The sequence below is a fragment of the Myroides sp. DW712 genome, from assembly GCF_046557355.1.
GTDB lineage: Bacteria > Bacteroidota > Bacteroidia > Flavobacteriales > Flavobacteriaceae > Flavobacterium.
The window spans coordinates 244,709-261,251 of record NZ_JBKFDO010000001.1; the positions used below are offsets into that span (position 1 = coordinate 244,709).

The window sequence follows — 16,543 nt, forward strand, 5'->3', positions numbered from 1 at the left end:
TGTTTAATTAATATAGGTATACGATGTTAGATGCAAATGACGTTATCAATAGATTAAAGCACTTGCTGGGGCTTAAAACAGACTTGGAATTGGCCAATTTGCTCAAAATTAAGCCCAATACCTTATCTTCTTGGAAGATACGCGATACGATGCGTTATGATAAGATTATTGAGGTGTGCAAGCAACAGAAAATCGATTTGAATGAGCTGTTTTTAGTTCATCCCAATGCGGTTTACAAGGTGGATTTAGAGAGCCGTGTGGTAAAAATGATTTCCGTAGATCACCATATCGAGTATTTTATTAATCCCGAAAAGTGTTTGGCCACCTCGCCTGCTTGTGTATTTCCGACGGAAGAGGAGGTTCATATTGGTTTTCAAATTGGGGTAGAGAATATGTACCCGACCATAAAAGTAAGTTCCTATGTTTTGTCCGCCAAGATTGAACCTGAAGAAATGAAACCGTGGCACATCTATGTGTTGGTGTTGGAAGATAGAGGTATTCTATTCTATCGCTTTAAGCGAGTGTTAGATAATGGAGAATTTCTATTTGTTAGTGATAATCCAGCTTTTGATCAGCTTATCTTTGGTATGAGTGAAATTCGCGAAGTCTTTTGCATTCGCGCAATCTTTGCCCCAAGTATTAAGAATATCATCGAATAGCAGCACATCAGTACAACGGGCAAAACCAACCCATTCTTATCTTGCCCAACTGCTAGGCGAAATGCCGTATTTCTTTTTGAAAGCGGTAGAGAAGTGTCGTTGATTTTTAAAGCCAATGGAGTCTGAAATTTCGCTAATATTCAATTCTTTCGCTGCGAGTAGTTCCTTGGCGCGTTCCATCTTTTCATGGGTCCAGAAAGAGATAACTGTTGTTCCAAACAGTTCTTTAAATCCTTTTTTCAATATAAATTCATTGGTGCCTACCTGGTGAGCTAAATCCACAAGGGAATAGGTACAATCTAAGTTTTGAAGCATAAAATCACGTACGGCGTAAATCTTGTCAATATCCTGTTTTTTTAAGGAGCCTTGGTAGGGAGATTCCCCGTAAAATTGCTCTAGTTGCAAAAGCAGAAGCTCAATAACCTTTGCCTCTAAAAATAAGCGCTTAAAAACACCTTTTTTGTCACACTGAAGAATTTGATCTAAAATTTGATACATCTGGTGATTAATCACGTAGTGTTCTGGATGAAGTAGACTTGACTTTCCCTTTTCTACGGCTTGGCGAAAGCGATCGAATAGTTGGTGGTCTTTGGGTAAAAAACGCTTGAAGAATTCCGGTCGCAGATTAATCTCACACAAGTAAAAATCTTCACTTTCCCATTGCATTTGTCCGCCCAGTCCATTGGTGTATAGAATATTGTGTGAATGCGCGCCAAAGCTGATTTGTTGGTCAAACTGACTTGTACGTGCCGTGCTTTTACCTTTGAGGGTAAAGTGCATCTCAATCGTTTCAAAATCACTTTCAAATCCCAGGACAACCTTTTGCGCTAATCGCACATTCCCTATGCCAATATGCACCCCATCAAAGTACATCTCTTTGTAATACCCACGTCCCATAAAGGAGTCAAGATGGGTAATATGTTCTTTTACCGCTTCCTCTTGGGTGTCAAAAAATGAGGTAGGGTATTCTTTTTCTACTAAGGTATGTTGGTGTTTTATATCATATAAGCGCAACGTCATAAGCCAAAAAGTGTCTTTTTTTATGCGGACTTTTTTATCCGTATTTGTGACATGAGGAGCCTTGGGGCCTCATATCTTTGCAAATATATCAATTATTTAGAATTAATCTTAATAAGATACGTGTTTTTACACGCCTACAGGAGAACAAGCTGATGATCGTAAGGGGATAAGGGGGGAGAAACAAGGTAGTATCAAAAGACATGGACAAACAAAAACAACTTATTTTAGAAGGAAACTTGCCTCGAGTGATGTGGCATTTGGCCTGGCCAGCGGTGATTGCCATGGTTTTGTATGGCTTAAATAATTTTTTGGATGGTTTATTTGTGGGCCACCTGATTAGTACTACGGCCTTGGCAGCCGTGGGAATTGCCTATCCTTTGGCACAATTTGCACAAGGTTTTGGAACCTTAATTGGAACAGGAATTGGTTCTGCCATTAGTATTTGGATTGGTAGGCAAGATACAGATAAGCTTGAAAAAGCCTTGGGAACGGTCAACTATTTAACCCTGCTTTTTTCTATAGTATTAACTTTGCCGTGTTACTTTTTTGCAGAAGAACTCGTCTACATGATGGGCGGAAGGGGAGAAATTTTAACCTTAGGGGTAGCCTATTTCCAAGCCACAATTTTGGGAAGTTTTTTCTGGATCCACGGATTGGCGTTAAATATGATGGTACGCGCGGAGGGAAGAATGAAAACAGCCGCTTGGATGATTGCTGTGGGGCTGTTGGTTGACCTCGCTTTAAAACCCGTTTTTATTGATGTCTTAGGCTGGGGTGTAGCGGGAGCGGCTTGGGCAACGAATATTGCCATGATGATTTATACACTATTAGGGGTGTGGTATTACGCTGGCGGAAAGGCCTCCTTTCGAACCAAGTTTTGGTCTATCCGACCAGATAAAGCTATCATCAAAGAAACGTTTTCACTAGGTATGCCTGGCTTTATTATGATGGTCATGATTGTCATTCAAAATATTGTGGTTTTTAACGCTCTAGCAGCCTATGGAACAGCAACCGATATTACCTTTTTTACGGCCGTTAATCGGTTTTATATTTTATTAAATACGCCTTTATGGGGATTGATGCGCGCCTTACAGCCTGTGACTGGTATGAACTACGGCGCCAAAAATTACAAGCGAAGTATCAAGGCATATCGTCTCTTTTCCCTTGTTGGGCTAGCTATCCTCTTGCCGTTTTGGCTCTTTGTTATGTTATATCCCGCCGGGGTTTTAGGCGTAATGATTCCACATACGACATTTTTAGCACAGCAGCTTTTTGATTTTCGAATCTACATGAGTGTCCTGCTAGTCTTGCCTTTTGTGTTTATGTCCATGGTGTGGTTTCCCGCTATTGAACAAGCCAAACCCGCCACAGTTATTAGCCTGCTTCGTCAAGTCGTATTTTATATTCCCATTATGCTATTGATTCCTCCTATTCTCGGAGTGCGTAGTATTTATTGGGCAAGTGCGGCTATTGATTGGGTGATTTTTGCCCTCATTCTCTATGCTGTTGCAAGAAGTACAGCGAAGTTAAGAAAAAAGGATATGCTGCATCAGCAAATTAAATTATAAATCAAATCAATTGTATCAATTCGTAAATTAAACTTTTAAACATGAAGTATTCAACAAAAATTAGGTGGTCTTTTTTATCCGCTATTCTAGCGTCAATCTTATGGGTTATCGGCGATATTCTCATTGTGGGATTTCACGTTGACCCTTCAAAATACCCTTTATTCACCACTACCTATGTCGATGAGTTAGATTCGACCTTAGCTCTTTTGATGATTGAGGGCTCTACCCAGCGTTTGATGTGGGGAGCTCTCCTTGCTTCAATGTCGGCCTTCTTATTCCTTCCTGCTGTTTGGCTCGCCTATCAATTTTTTAAAGATAAAACGAAACCCCATGCTTGGATTACGTATTTTATCTTGGTGCTAAGTGTAGTGCTTATGCCCTTAGGGCATGCGGACTTTTACTATAGTGGCGAATTGTTTAAGGCAATCTATCACACCGATCCTGTAGCACATCCTTACTTAATTGAAATGGCTGCTGGCTTTACAACGGTGCTTTACATTGCTTGGGGAACCGCAATTGCTGTTTTGCTCCTTGGATGGCTGTTGTTTTCTATTATGGTATTCGCTGGTAAAACGATACTTCCAAGATGGGCAGGCTTTATTTCTCCTGTTTTTATTACTCTATATCAACAACCGATTAAAATGATGCTTCCCGATTCTCTATTGAAATCGTGGATCAGTGCTGCAGGATTTAATCTTGCCTATCTGATTTTCTTTATTTTGTTGGTCATTCTATTTCGCAAGAAGTTTACAGCGTAAGGAAAAGGCTGTGTGAAAGGACAGCTGTTGACGATAAAACTAAAAGGTTTGGAACAAATATTTGTTTCAAACCTTTTAGTTTTATATAAACATAGGAAATGGAGGTAAAAGTACAGCCCTCTATCAAAAACCAAATCTTCCATTTGTAAGAAGAGTACCGTTTTCTGTTTCCTTAAAAAGAAGATAAATCAATGTTTGAAAAAGGGGTAAAAAATGTACCTTTGTGAGCTTAGGGTGTAGTAAATGACAAAAGTGTCTTTTTCATCTTTTTACCCTATCCTTCAGATAATGAAGAGAGAAAAAAAGAAAATAAAAAGTAACGGTACTAGCACAAGGCGGTGTTTGAGGGAGGTGATACGTGTAATGGCTTAAATTTGAATCGATTGAATTTGAATGATAGCCAGTAGAAAAGATCTGATAGATTGATATTCTAGCTAGTACGAGATAATGTAATGGTACACCAAACAAAATGAAAAAGAATTTAATTGTATTCGGTACAAGGCCAGAGGCTATTAAAATGGCGCCCCTGGTAAAAGCGTTTAAAAAGAATAAGCATCAGTTTGATACTCGTGTATGTGTAACTGCGCAACACAGAGAAATGTTAGATCAGGTTTTAGAATTCTTTGATATCGTGCCAGAATACGATTTGAATCTGATGAAACCTAATCAGAATTTGTATTCCTTAACAGGAGATATTATTGTTGGGTTAAAAGATATTTTAGAAGAGTTTAAGCCAGACTATGTGTATGTACATGGAGATACGACTACAACGATGGCGGCTAGTATTGCCGCTTTCTACAGCGGAGCAAAAGTATGCCATGTTGAAGCTGGTTTGCGAACACATCATAAAAGAGCGCCTTTCCCTGAAGAAATTAACCGCCAAATTACGGGTAGGGTAACAGATTATCATTTTGCACCAACAACAGCTTCTCAGGAAAATTTACTGAAAGAGAATATCAATCCAAACGATATTTTAATTACTGGAAATACGGTAATTGACGCTTTGTTGGAGAGTGTAGCGCGTGTAGAAGATTTACAACATGTTGAAATTGAGCGCCTCAAACAACTCGTCGATCCAGATAAAAAACTTCTTTTAGTTACAGGACATAGACGTGAAAATCACGGAGATGGTTTTATTCGGATCTGTGAAGCGTTAAAAGAAATTGCCTTGACACATGCAGATGTTCAAATTATTTATCCCGTACATTTGAATCCGAATGTAAAAAAACCAGTGTACGAAATATTATCTGGCATTAGTAATATCCAACTCATTGATCCGTTGGCGTATCCTTCTTTTGTGTGGCTCATGAACCAGAGCTATATGATTGTTACGGATAGTGGAGGTGTTCAGGAAGAAGCGCCAAGTTTAGGCAAACCGGTATTGGTTATGCGCGATACGACGGAACGCCCAGAAGCAGTAGCAGCAGGAACTGTTATTCTAGTTGGTACAGACAAAGAAAAGATTGTAAAGGAAGCTAATAGTTTATTGACGGATCAAACTCGTTATGCAAAGATGTCGGCTTTACACAATCCTTATGGAGATGGAAAAGCATGTCAACGTATTGTTGAATTTATTGGAGGATTGGATGGGTGATGGGTTAGAAGGTTGGGTGAGGGTTGTTGAGGGTTAGTTGAGGGTTAGTTGAGGTTTGTTGAGGGTGAGGTGAGGTTTGTTGAGGGTTTGTTGAGGGTTTGTTGAGGGTTAGTTGAGGGTTTGGTGAGGGTTTGGTGAGGGTTAGGTGAGGGTTAGGTGGGGTGAGGTGAGGTTTGTTGAGGTTTGTTGAGGGGAATCTCACCAATCTCACCCAATCTCACCCAATCTCACCAATCTCACCAATCTCACCCAATCTCACCAATCTCACCAACCTCACCCAATCTCACCCAATCTCACCCAATCTCACCGAACCCCACCAACCTCACCAACCCCCACCAACCCCCACCAAAAAAAGAATAGAAGAAAAAAAAGAAAAAGAGATGAATACAAAAGTAGTAACCATAGGATTAGGCTATATTGGTTTGCCGACCTCGGCTTTAATTGCTCAGAATAAAATAGGGGTTCATGGGGTTGATATTTCACAGCACGTGGTAGATACCATTAACGCGGGTAAAATTCACATCGTAGAACCCGATTTGGAACAGGCTGTTGCAGAAGCTGTACAAGCAGGTTATTTAAAAGCCGCAACTAAACCGATTCAAGCTAATACCTATTTAGTGGTGGTTCCAACCCCTTTTAAAGGAGGAAATCACGAACCTGATATTTCCTATGTAAAAGCAGCTACAGCCGCTATTTTACCTTTGTTAAAAGCGGGTGATTTATACATTATTGAATCCACTTCTCCTGTAGGTACAACAGAGAAAATGATGGAGTATATTTTTATGGAGCGTCCAGAATTAGAAGGAAAAATATACCTTGCCTATTGCCCAGAGCGCGTCCTACCTGGAAATGTAATGTACGAATTGGTGCACAATGATCGTGTAATTGGAGGAGTAAATGAAGCATCAACCCAAAAGGCAATCGCCTTTTATAGCCAGTTTGTGCAAGGGACTTTACACCCAACCAACGCACGTACGGCAGAAATGTGTAAGTTGACGGAGAACTCTTCTCGTGATGTGCAAATTGCTTTTGCGAATGAATTGTCACTAATCTGTGATAAAGCAGGAATTAATGTGTGGGAATTGATTGAATTAGCCAACAAACACCCTCGTGTAAATATCTTACAACCGGGGTGTGGAGTAGGAGGACATTGTATTGCGGTGGATCCGTATTTCATTGTATCAGAATTCCCAATGGAATCTCGAATTATTGCACAAGCTAGAGAAATCAATAACTATAAATCATTCTGGTGTGCGGAAAAAGTGAAATCAGCGCGTTTAGAATTCGAACTAAAAGAAGGACGTCAACCTGCAATTGCTGTGATGGGATTGGCTTTTAAACCCAATATTGACGATTTACGTGAATCTCCAGCAATCTATATCGCAGAGCGTATTTTACAAGATTCTGGCGATGCGGATATGTTTATTGTTGAACCCAATGTACAAGATCACAAAGTATTTAAACTAACAGCCTACCAAGAAGCCGTGGAAAAAGCTGATATTATCGTTTTCCTCGTTGCTCATACGGAATTTAAAACCCTTGCCATTTCAAATGATAAAGTTGTACTTGATTTTTGCGGGGTGAGGAAGTAGGTGAGGGTTTGGTGAGGTTTGGTGAGGTTAGGTTAGGTTTGGTGAGATTGGTTGAGGGTTTGGTGAGATTGGTTGAGGGTTTGGTGAGGTTTGGTGAGGTTAGGTTTGGTGAGATTGGTTGAGGGTTTGGTGAGGTTTGGTTAGATTGGTTAGATTGGTTGGATTGGTTAGATTGGTTAGATTGGTTAGATTGGGTTAGGTGAGGTTGGCTTAGACAGTTCATATAAAAACTAACTCGTGAAAAAGCAACCAACAAAAACATCTCATCTCCATAATTTATCACGTAGTAATACTAAAAAAACGCGAGCTATCGTAGATAGTCGCGTTTTTTTGTACTCCTTGTTTTAGGTTCTAGCACTTCCTAAACGTAAAGCTTCTTTTTCAGTATTTTTTTATTGTTTTTTTTTGTGAATGGTGGGGTTAGGTGAGATTGGTTGAGGGTTGGTGTGGGTTTGTTGAGGGTTAGGTGAGATTGGCTGAGGCTAAACTGTCAACCGTCAACTAAAGGTCAACCGTAAACTGTCAACCATCAATCAACCGCGTTTTAAATCCATTCTAATTCTCCGTTGTCTGAGACAACAAACGTAAACTCATAGTAATTGGTGTTTGTTTTACGTTTATACTGTCTTGCTTTTTCGCCTACTTTTTTGGCGTGAAGCGTCAGTACTTCCTTAATTTTGTTTGGAGCGGTTGCTTTGAATGAATAACGGTGTAAAACAAAGTTATCATACGTTTCCTCACTATCTTCTGGGTATTCTTCCATCACCAAAGTAACTGCTTGAATGAAATTCGCATAAGTATTTGAATAATCTACATCTTTTAGATTAAACACTAAATCTTTCGATTTGTGTGTGATGGCAGGTAGACGTTTGATATTTTGAGAAGCTAGGGTTTCTGATTTCTCTTGCATCCCTTCTTTTCGATCATATACTTGGTTAAATTCTTCCGCTCCTTCCCAATAGTCAATTGAAATATATTGTAATCGCGTATCTAATGGAGGAGTATATAAACTCAACTCACTCACTACTTTGTCCGCAGTAAAGGCTTTTTCTACTTCTGCTTGTAATACTTTTGCATTATTCTCTTCCTGTAGGTGGATAGCTGAAGCATCTCCGCCACATGAAAGCGTTAAAAAAGCAAAAATTGAACTCATAAAAAGAACTGATTTTCTCATCTTATATTTTTTAATAGTCATACACAACATGCGTTTGTAAGGGAATGTCGCGAAAAGTAGAGATGGAATAAGCCACTGAATCAACACCTAAAGAAAAACTTTATGTGGTAAACATTACAATCGTTCTGCTGCTCAATCCTCTACCTGTTCGCTTGTAAATGCAAAGGTAGGCCGATGAAAGAAGGAAGTAAGTGTATCTTTATTTTTGGGGGAATTGAATCAATATTCGCCCTTATTTAGGAATTTTTCGTTTCAAGAACTAAGAGAGGCGTTGGATAAAAGCTAAAATTACCTCTTTCTTGCGTTCAGAAACTGGGATTGTCGTGCGATCGAGGAGTTCTAAATATCCTTCTTTGTAGTATTTACTGATGTAGGTCGTATTGACTAAATACGATTGATGACAGCGAATAAAATGCTCTGGAATCAAGATGTCTTCGTATTCTTTAAGTACCTTGGAAACCATGAGTTTATCGCCGTTATTTAGATAAAAAGTAGTGTAGCCTTTATCACTTTGCGCATATAAAATATCGGCTATCTTGACAATTTGAGTAAAGTGAAAGGTCTTAAGTGCTATGCGAGAAGGCGCTGAAGGCTGATTTAGATGTTCTACGGCTACTTGCAGTTGTTCTTTTTCCGTATTTGGTGTCGCTTGCTTTTGGTAGCAACGATCAATGGCCTGTTTAAACGCTACCTCGTCAATGGGTTTGAGTAGGTAGCCTAAAGCACCTAAATTGAGGGCTTTGATGGCATATTGACTATAAGCCGTAATGAAAATAACTTGCCTATGGGGCTGATGAGTTTGTTGCAACAACTCAAAACTAGTCCCATCTTGTAGTTGAATATCCGCTAGAATTATATCTGGTTGCTGTACTGGAATTTCAGTATACGCTTTCGCTACGGTGTCTGAATAACCTACGAGTTGGAGGTAGGGAATATCCACCACAAGCGCGATAAGGTATTTTAAAATGGCAACTTCGTCTTCGAGAATATATACTTTCATGGGTGTAAATTAACTATAAATAAGTGGAATATACAATCGCACTTCTACCCCTGTTGCGGAGGAGGTATGTTGAAGATCATGTAGCTCAAAATGCGCGAGGTGTTTTTGATTGGGAAACAAAATATCCAAACGCTCTTGGGTAATTCGTTGAGAAAGCGATTGCTTTTTCATTGGCGTAGGCATATTTTGAAGGCCTCGACCATTGTCTTGAATGCAAATAAAAAGCTGTTCTTCCTGCTGTTCGATGGTCAGGGTTAATTCTCCTTGGTAATCCAATTGTTGAAAGCCGTGTTCAATGGCATTTTCGATAAAAGGCTGTAGAAGCATCGGTGGAATCAATACTTCGTCAACGGCTGTATGCTGTACATCAAGCGTAAAAGAAAATCGATGGTTATAGCGCATTTGTTGAATTTGTAAATAATTTTCTACCGCTTGTAAATCTTCGGATAGGGGAACCAAATCGCGTCGATTGAGTTCCAAAATATGGCGAATTAACTTAGATAGCGCCACCAAATACCGATTGGCAATTGCTTTGTTGTCCTGGTTGATAAGCCCTTGTAAATTGGCAATTGAATTGTAGATGAAATGTGGGTTTAATTGCAGTTGTAAGAGCCGTTGCTCCACTTGCATTTTCTTGTTTTCGAGCACTAACCGCTTGTTTTTTTCCTGCAACAACCGTTGGCGATATAAGATGATCCCATAGGAGAGTAGGCCAATAACAAATAGTACCACGAGCCAAGTAATCCAACGTTGCTGTGTAAAGTTTTGCTTCTGTAGAAGAAAGTTTTCCTTTAAGGTAGAAATCTCAAGATCCTTTTCTTTGGTTTGATATTGTAGCTCTAATTCTTTGATTTTATTCGTATTGATGCGTTCCTTCATGCGAGTAACATGAGCAAAGGACGAATCTAATGCAACGAGTGCTTTTTGATAATCTCCTTTCCGTTTATATACCTGACTCAATCCTCCGTAGAGTTGTTGTTGCTCTCGTATGTTCATGGTTTGAGCCAAGGCAATTCCTTTTTTATAGTATACAATAGCTGAATCGAGCTGGTTGTTGCGTTCAAAACTTGTGGCTACGTTATTGTAAACCACAGGGTGCATGTGGTTGATTTTTTTATTGATGGTCATATAGCGCTTGCTACTGCTCAGCGCCTGATCATAGCGCCCTACTAATGCAAAATAACGCGCTTCCATATCGTAATAACGCGCCAGTGTAATAGAATCAGAAGTGTTTTTTACGTGTTTTTTGAGCTGTAGTAAGGCTTGTTTTGCCTGTAGACTATCTTCTAATTCTGCAGCCAATAAAAAAGAAATATCGTAAAAACGCATTTGAATGTTGTTGTGTTCTTTCTGCGGATGATGTTCAAAATACAGATTGGTATAATGGAGCGCTTGTTGCAGGTTTCGATGCATAAAATAAGCGTTAGCTAGTACATCGTAGAGTTGATAATCTATGGGAGTCGGCTGTTTTTTGATGGAATCCAGTTGCGCATAGAGTAAGGCCATAAAATCAGGAGAAGCAGCACCTTGCTGAGCCAGCTGTAGGTTTAAGTCAGTAAAAGTGACTACACGTTGCCACGATTGATCTAAGGTAGAAGCCGCACGATGTATTGGGGCAAAATACCCTGCAAAACTATCCCGTGCTTTCATATAGTAGAAAGGCAGCCCTTTTAGAAAATGCCCATAAACCGAAGTGCTTACAGTGGTATCTTGTTGCTGTAAAAACGCCGTGATGTGGTGCTGACGGGCCAAGGTAGGAATGGTATCCAAACTCAGGTAAAAATCTAAACTGTGTGTTGCTCGTTCTGCCGTTGCTATACTGTGTTCATTAGAAGCAGGAGGGAGTGTCTGTTGCTTCATGCAACTCAAGAATAGGAGAAGTAGGATTAATGGGCTGTATTTGTACATGTTTTTTTGTGAGGGTTTGTTGAGGGTTTGTTGAGGGTTTGTTGAGGGTTAGGTGGGGGTTAGGTGGGGTTTGGTGGGGGGTGGTGAGGGTTAGGTGGGGTTAGGTGAGGTTGGTGAGAATTTCACGTTTTGTGCCTGATGATTGAACGACGAGCAAAGAGGCTCTCGTGTGGTTGTGGGAATACGCGCGATTTTTACCTTGATGTATAAACATGTAGAAAACTAATTTTTACACAAAGGTATGAAAATGTTTTTTTGGTTGGTGGGGGGTGTTGGGGTTTGGTGAGATTGGGTGAGGGTTAGGTGAGGGGGTTGAATAGGGTACACAAAAACGGAATAGAATTTGACACTTTAACTACTGTAATTTTAAACGTAAATCAATGTATACCTACTATTTTGAAAGAATGGATGTTTGGCAAAATGCGAGAGCATTAAATAAAACATTATATAAAGTAACGACAAAATACCCTAGTGAGGAAAAATTCGGATTAGTTTCACAAATAAGAAGAGCTACTGCTAGTATTGCAGCCAATATAGCTGAAGGTATCTCAAGATTAAGCGCTAAAGAAAAGTTATGGTTCTTAAATATTGCTTATTCTTCCGCTATAGAAGTGGTTAGTTTTTTGGTCCTAAGTTTTGATCTAACTTTTATTTCTGAAGAGGAATATCATACAATACGGGATAAAATAGCTGTTATTACAAGTCAGATAAAAAATCTATGTACTAAAATAAAGGGCAAATTGGATTAGATGCTGAGGGTTTGTTGAGGGTTAGGTGAGGGTTAGGTGAGGGGTAGGTGAGGGGAATCTCACCCAATCCCACCAATCTAACCAATCTCACCAATCTCACCAATCTCACCAATCTCACCAATCTCATCAATCTAACCCATCTAACCCATCTAACCAATCTAACCAATCTAACCAACCTCACCAATCCCACCAATCTCACCAATCTCACCAATCTAACCAACCTCACCAATCTCACCAACCTAACCCATCTCACCAAACCCTCACCAATCCCACCCCCCACCCAACCCCACCCATCTCACCAATCCCACCCAATCCCACCCAACCCCACCTTTTCTTAAAAATAATAAAAATCAATCTTTGAAAAAGCGTTAAAAAATGTACCTTTGTGAGCTTAGGGTATAGCTATTAGCTAAAACGCCTTACTTTTTTATCTAGTCCCTAAAGAAATAAGAAAGTAATAAAAAATGGAAAAGAAGATTAAAATTGCAGGTATTACACAAGGCTATGAGCATGAGCCTTTGGCGTTAGCATACGCGAGGATGAAACCCCACTTTTCCAACCTGTCCATGGGGAATGATGCAGTTAGCCTTTCTAGGTTTACGAAGAAAATTGCCCAGGTGACCCAATACCTTCAATACCCATCAGTAAATAGTACTACATTTGAACTACTAGCCCCTATCTATGCTTTAGGGGAGAGGTTTGATGCGTATAAGGTAGGGAACGTAAATAAAATAGAAAATAGAGTATAATAGAGGGTAAGATAAAAAATGAGAAGTATCACTAAGATTTGTTGCGTGGGCGCAGGCTATGTAGGAGGACCTACTATGGCAGTTATTGCCCAGAAAAATCCTTATATTCAAATCACCGTAGTGGATGTGAACGAAGCGCGTATCCAAGCGTGGAATAGTGCCGATTTAGATCAGCTGCCGATTTATGAACCTGGTTTAGATGCTATTGTAGCCGAAGCCAGAGGACGCAACCTGTTTTTTGATACCAATGTTGATCAAGCCATTGACGAAGCCGATATGATCTTTATTTCGGTTAATACGCCAACCAAAACCTATGGAAAAGGCAAGGGAATGGCGGCTGATTTAAAGTACATCGAACTTTGTGCTCGTCAAATTGCACGAGTAGCTAAAACCGATAAAATAGTAGTTGAGAAATCAACCTTACCTGTGCGTACAGCACAAGCCATTAAGCGTATCTTAGATCAAACGGGCAATGGTGTTGAATTCCAAATCTTGTCCAACCCCGAATTCTTAGCGGAAGGAACGGCGATAAGTGATTTAATGAACCCTGATCGCGTGTTGATTGGAGGAGAAGAAACCCCAGCAGGCAAAGAAGCCATCGAAGCCTTAGCGCATATTTATGCTGCTTGGGTACCTGAGGAGCGCATCTTGCGCACCAATGTATGGTCTTCCGAGCTATCTAAACTAACTGCTAACGCTTTTTTAGCCCAACGTGTATCGTCCATCAACGCTATTTCAGCCCTATGCGAAGCCTCAGGAGCCGATGTAAGCGAAGTAGCCCGTGCCATCGGTACGGATAGCCGCATTGGAGCGAAGTTTTTACAAGCCTCCGTGGGCTTTGGTGGATCCTGTTTTCAAAAAGACATTCTCAACTTGGTGTATATCGCCTCTTCCTATGGCTTACAAGAAGTAGCCGACTATTGGGAGCAGGTCATCATCATGAATGACTACCAAAAACGCCGTTTTGCAGAAAATATCGTGACGACTTTATTCAATACCGTCAACGACAAAAAAATAGCCTTTTTAGGATGGGCCTTTAAAAAAGACACGAATGATACCCGCGAATCAGCAGCAATCTATGTAGCGAACGAACTGATGGAAGAAGAGGCGCAGATTCACGTCTATGACCCGAAAGTAACCCAAATGCAGATGTTGTCCGATTTGGACTATCTCGCTACGCGAGCGCCCGAAGCCAACCGCAAACACTTAACCGTACACCAAGACCCGTACAAAGCCCTAGAAGGCGCACACGGTATTGCCGTACTCACCGAGTGGGATGCGTTTGCCACTTACGATTGGTCTCGCATTTACAACCACATGCAAAAACCCGCTTTTGTATTCGATGGACGTAACATCCTCGATAAAGAAGCCCTAGAAAAAATAGGATTTGAAGTCTATACCATTGGTAGAGGAAAATAAGAGTATGAAAAAAATATTAATCACTGGAGGAGCTGGTTTCATCGGTTCCAATTTAACAGAGTACTTCTTAAATCAAGGATACTTTGTACGTTGTTTAGATAACTTTGCCACAGGTTACCGACACAATATTGAAGAATTTTTAAACAATCCGAATTACGAATTACTAGAAGGGGATATTCGCGATTTAGCGACTTGTCAGCAAGCGGTAACAGGAGTAGACTATGTGTTGCATCAAGCAGCCTTAGGGTCTGTTCCTCGTTCAATTAACGACCCCATTACTTCGAATGAAGTGAACATCAACGGTTTTTTAAATATGTTGGTGGCTGTTCGTGATGGGGGAGTAAAACGCATGGTGTATGCGGCGAGTTCATCAACCTATGGGGACTCACCAGCCTTGCCTAAAGTAGAAGAGGTAATCGGAAAACCGTTGTCTCCTTATGCCGTAACCAAGTATGTGAACGAATTATATGCCGATGTATTTGCTAAAACGTATGGCATTGAAATCATTGGTTTGCGTTATTTCAACGTATTCGGACGTCGTCAAAATACAAGAGGAGCGTATGCGGCTGTCATTCCGTTGTTTACCAAACAGTTTATTCAGCATGAAAGCCCAACGATTAACGGTACAGGAGAGAATTCTCGTGATTTTACCTATATCGACAACGTCATTCAAATGAACGAACGCGCGATGTTGACAACCAATAAAGAAGCCGTGAATACGGTGTACAATACCGCAGTAGGTGATCGTACCAACTTAAATCAATTGGTGGGGTATCTAAAAGAATTCTTAACAGAATACGACGGAGCCATTGCTAATATTGAAGTAAAACACGGACCGAATCGTCAAGGTGATGTAGCTCATTCCTTAGCTTCTGTAGATAAAGCAAAAACATTGTTAGGCTATGAACCTACCCACGTGATCCGTGAAGGGCTAAAAGAAGCTGTAAAATGGTATTGGGAGCACAAAGAAATGCTGTAAACGCAAGAAATTAGAAAAAGAAAAAATAAAGAGATACAATACAACAATAAAAATTACATTATACATTTATGAGTACACAACATAAAATTGCAGTAATAGGACTAGGATACGTGGGATTACCGTTAGCGCGTTTATTCGCGACTAAATTTCCAACCGTGGGATTTGATATCAACCAAGGGCGTATTGCCGAGTTGAGAGAAGGAAAAGACAGTACATTAGAAGTAGAAAATGAAATTTTACAAGCTGTAACGGTAAAAACGAATCCTGTTTTAGCAAACGAAACAAAAGGCTTGTATTGTTCGTATGATTTAGGTGATATTACCGATTGTAATGTGTATGTAGTAACGGTTCCTACTCCAGTAGACAAGCATAATCGCCCAGACTTAACACCTTTGTACAAGGCGTCAGAGACGGTAGGGAAAGTACTGAAAAAAGGCGATATCGTGATCTATGAATCTACGGTATATCCAGGGGTAACTGAAGAAGAATGTGTACCCGTATTGGAGCGTGTATCTGGTTTGAAATTCAACGTAGACTTTTACGGAGGATACTCACCTGAGCGTATCAATCCCGGAGACAAAGAACATACGGTAGAAAAAATATTAAAAGTAACCTCAGGAAGCACACCAGAAATTGGAGTAGTGGTCAACGATATTTACAAAGCCGTTATTACGGCAGGTACGCATTTAGCACCAACTATTAAGGTAGCCGAGGCAGCCAAAGTAATTGAAAACTCACAACGCGACATCAATATTGCGTTTGTGAATGAGTTAGCCAAAATATTCAACCTGTTGGATATTGATACCCATGCCGTATTAGAAGCAGCAGGAACGAAGTGGAACTTCTTACCATTCAAACCCGGATTAGTAGGAGGACACTGTATTGGAGTAGATCCGTACTATTTAGCACAAAAGGCAATGGAGAAAGGCTATCACCCAGAGATTATCTTAGCGGGTCGTCGTTTAAATGATTCGATGGGGGAATATGTTGCATCTCAAGTAATCAAAACCATGATTAAAAAAGGAATTGATGTAAGCAAAGCCGAAGTGTTGATGCTAGGAGTTACCTTCAAAGAAAACTGCCCAGATGTCCGCAATACAAAAATTGTTGATGTTATTGCCGCTTTGGAAGACTATGGCGTACAAGTAACGACCTATGATCCATGGGCAAACCCTGCTGAAGTGATGCACGAATATGGCGTAACAAGTCATACTACTTTGCCTCAAGCCAAATATGATGCGGTAGTACTAGGGGTAGCTCACAAAGAATTGTTAGCTTTAGATATAGATAAGCTGAAAAAAGACACGGCTATCGTATACGATGTGAAAGGATTGTTGACAGCAGGCGTGGATAGTAGACTATAATTTTGTAAAT

At 40.2% G+C, this 16,543-nt stretch carries 15 protein-coding genes; 11 read left to right on the forward strand and 4 right to left on the reverse strand.

The features are described from left to right. Positions 1 to 23 precede the first annotated feature (23 nt). Entirely contained in the window at positions 24 to 659 is a 636-nt protein-coding gene (locus ACLJX0_RS01100) for a helix-turn-helix domain-containing protein (protein ID WP_410877795.1), read from the forward strand. Between the two features lie 36 nt (positions 660 to 695). Here ACLJX0_RS01100 and ACLJX0_RS01105 read toward each other — a convergent pair whose 3' ends face one another. Next, on the reverse strand, positions 696 to 1,679 hold the full coding sequence (locus ACLJX0_RS01105) for a helix-turn-helix transcriptional regulator (protein WP_410877796.1): 984 nt from the start codon (positions 1,677 to 1,679) through the stop codon (positions 696 to 698). Positions 1,680 to 1,879: 200 nt separating this feature from the next. On the opposite strand from ACLJX0_RS01105, the gene ACLJX0_RS01110 reads away from it, so the two are divergent. The 4 genes from ACLJX0_RS01110 to wecC all read left to right on the forward strand — a co-directional run bounded on the left by ACLJX0_RS01110 (position 1,880) and on the right by wecC (position 7,191). Next, positions 1,880 to 3,247, forward strand: a complete 1,368-nt coding sequence (locus ACLJX0_RS01110) for an MATE family efflux transporter (RefSeq protein ID WP_410877797.1) — start codon at positions 1,880 to 1,882, stop codon at positions 3,245 to 3,247. 41 nt (positions 3,248 to 3,288) lie between these two features. Next, positions 3,289 to 4,005: a DUF6796 family protein gene (locus ACLJX0_RS01115; RefSeq protein ID WP_410877798.1), complete on the forward strand. Its 717-nt coding sequence runs from the start codon at positions 3,289 to 3,291 to the stop codon at positions 4,003 to 4,005. Between the two features lie 469 nt (positions 4,006 to 4,474). Further along, on the forward strand, positions 4,475 to 5,599 hold the full coding sequence (gene wecB / locus ACLJX0_RS01120) for a non-hydrolyzing UDP-N-acetylglucosamine 2-epimerase (protein WP_410877799.1): 1,125 nt from the start codon (positions 4,475 to 4,477) through the stop codon (positions 5,597 to 5,599). A gap of 380 nt (positions 5,600 to 5,979) precedes the next feature. Beyond that, the gene (wecC, locus tag ACLJX0_RS01125; protein WP_410877800.1) at positions 5,980 to 7,191 is read left to right on the forward strand and encodes a UDP-N-acetyl-D-mannosamine dehydrogenase; all 1,212 of its coding nucleotides are present in this window, start codon (positions 5,980 to 5,982) and stop codon (positions 7,189 to 7,191) included. 544 nt (positions 7,192 to 7,735) lie between these two features. On the opposite strand, the gene ACLJX0_RS01130 is transcribed toward wecC, so the two are convergent. The 3 genes from ACLJX0_RS01130 to ACLJX0_RS01140 form a co-directional block, all read right to left on the reverse strand. Continuing rightward, positions 7,736 to 8,365 carry a hypothetical protein gene (locus ACLJX0_RS01130; protein ID WP_410877801.1) on the reverse strand — a complete coding sequence of 210 codons (630 nt, stop codon included), beginning with the start codon at positions 8,363 to 8,365 and terminating at the stop codon, positions 7,736 to 7,738. A gap of 259 nt (positions 8,366 to 8,624) precedes the next feature. Further along, complete coding sequence (locus ACLJX0_RS01135) at positions 8,625 to 9,365, reverse strand: LytR/AlgR family response regulator transcription factor (protein WP_410877802.1); 741 nt, start codon at positions 9,363 to 9,365, stop codon at positions 8,625 to 8,627. 9 nt (positions 9,366 to 9,374) lie between these two features. Beyond that, positions 9,375 to 11,273: a histidine kinase gene (locus ACLJX0_RS01140; protein WP_410877803.1), complete on the reverse strand. Its 1,899-nt coding sequence runs from the start codon at positions 11,271 to 11,273 to the stop codon at positions 9,375 to 9,377. 380 nt (positions 11,274 to 11,653) lie between these two features. Between ACLJX0_RS01140 and ACLJX0_RS01145 the strand changes: the two genes are divergently transcribed. The 6 genes from ACLJX0_RS01145 (at position 11,654) to ACLJX0_RS01170 (ending at position 16,533) form a co-directional block, all read left to right on the forward strand. After that, positions 11,654 to 12,022 carry a four helix bundle protein gene (locus tag ACLJX0_RS01145; protein ID WP_410877804.1) on the forward strand — a complete coding sequence of 123 codons (369 nt, stop codon included), beginning with the start codon at positions 11,654 to 11,656 and terminating at the stop codon, positions 12,020 to 12,022. A 47-nt stretch (positions 12,023 to 12,069) separates the two neighbouring features. Beyond that, positions 12,070 to 12,360 (forward strand): hypothetical protein, encoded by a 291-nt coding sequence (locus ACLJX0_RS01150; RefSeq protein ID WP_410877805.1) that lies wholly within the window; start codon positions 12,070 to 12,072, stop codon positions 12,358 to 12,360. A 126-nt stretch (positions 12,361 to 12,486) separates the two neighbouring features. Further along, complete coding sequence (locus ACLJX0_RS01155; RefSeq protein ID WP_410877806.1) at positions 12,487 to 12,771, forward strand: hypothetical protein; 285 nt, start codon at positions 12,487 to 12,489, stop codon at positions 12,769 to 12,771. 18 nt (positions 12,772 to 12,789) lie between these two features. Beyond that, on the forward strand, positions 12,790 to 14,190 hold the full coding sequence (locus ACLJX0_RS01160) for a UDP-glucose 6-dehydrogenase (protein WP_410877807.1): 1,401 nt from the start codon (positions 12,790 to 12,792) through the stop codon (positions 14,188 to 14,190). Positions 14,191 to 14,194: 4 nt separating this feature from the next. Beyond that, positions 14,195 to 15,169 (forward strand): SDR family oxidoreductase, encoded by a 975-nt coding sequence (locus ACLJX0_RS01165; protein ID WP_410877808.1) that lies wholly within the window; start codon positions 14,195 to 14,197, stop codon positions 15,167 to 15,169. 68 nt (positions 15,170 to 15,237) lie between these two features. Beyond that, on the forward strand, positions 15,238 to 16,533 hold the full coding sequence (locus ACLJX0_RS01170; protein ID WP_410877809.1) for a nucleotide sugar dehydrogenase: 1,296 nt from the start codon (positions 15,238 to 15,240) through the stop codon (positions 16,531 to 16,533). Positions 16,534 to 16,543: the final 10 nt, after the last annotated feature.

What these genes read in the sequence shown, in the direction of transcription:
- ACLJX0_RS01100 (WP_410877795.1), top strand. Translation starts at nt 24, where the DNA reads ATGTTAGATGCAAATGACGTTATCAATAGATTAAAGCACTTGCTGGGG.
- ACLJX0_RS01105 (WP_410877796.1), bottom strand. Translation starts at nt 1,679, where the DNA reads ATGACGTTGCGCTTATATGATATAAAACACCAACATACCTTAGTAGAA.
- ACLJX0_RS01110 (WP_410877797.1), top strand. Translation starts at nt 1,880, where the DNA reads ATGGACAAACAAAAACAACTTATTTTAGAAGGAAACTTGCCTCGAGTG.
- ACLJX0_RS01115 (WP_410877798.1), top strand. Translation starts at nt 3,289, where the DNA reads ATGAAGTATTCAACAAAAATTAGGTGGTCTTTTTTATCCGCTATTCTA.
- wecB (WP_410877799.1), top strand. Translation starts at nt 4,475, where the DNA reads ATGAAAAAGAATTTAATTGTATTCGGTACAAGGCCAGAGGCTATTAAA.
- wecC (WP_410877800.1), top strand. Translation starts at nt 5,980, where the DNA reads ATGAATACAAAAGTAGTAACCATAGGATTAGGCTATATTGGTTTGCCG.
- ACLJX0_RS01130 (WP_410877801.1), bottom strand. Translation starts at nt 8,365, where the DNA reads ATGAGAAAATCAGTTCTTTTTATGAGTTCAATTTTTGCTTTTTTAACG.
- ACLJX0_RS01135 (WP_410877802.1), bottom strand. Translation starts at nt 9,365, where the DNA reads ATGAAAGTATATATTCTCGAAGACGAAGTTGCCATTTTAAAATACCTT.
- ACLJX0_RS01140 (WP_410877803.1), bottom strand. Translation starts at nt 11,273, where the DNA reads ATGTACAAATACAGCCCATTAATCCTACTTCTCCTATTCTTGAGTTGC.
- ACLJX0_RS01145 (WP_410877804.1), top strand. Translation starts at nt 11,654, where the DNA reads ATGTATACCTACTATTTTGAAAGAATGGATGTTTGGCAAAATGCGAGA.
- ACLJX0_RS01155 (WP_410877806.1), top strand. Translation starts at nt 12,487, where the DNA reads ATGGAAAAGAAGATTAAAATTGCAGGTATTACACAAGGCTATGAGCAT.
- ACLJX0_RS01160 (WP_410877807.1), top strand. Translation starts at nt 12,790, where the DNA reads ATGAGAAGTATCACTAAGATTTGTTGCGTGGGCGCAGGCTATGTAGGA.
- ACLJX0_RS01165 (WP_410877808.1), top strand. Translation starts at nt 14,195, where the DNA reads ATGAAAAAAATATTAATCACTGGAGGAGCTGGTTTCATCGGTTCCAAT.
- ACLJX0_RS01170 (WP_410877809.1), top strand. Translation starts at nt 15,238, where the DNA reads ATGAGTACACAACATAAAATTGCAGTAATAGGACTAGGATACGTGGGA.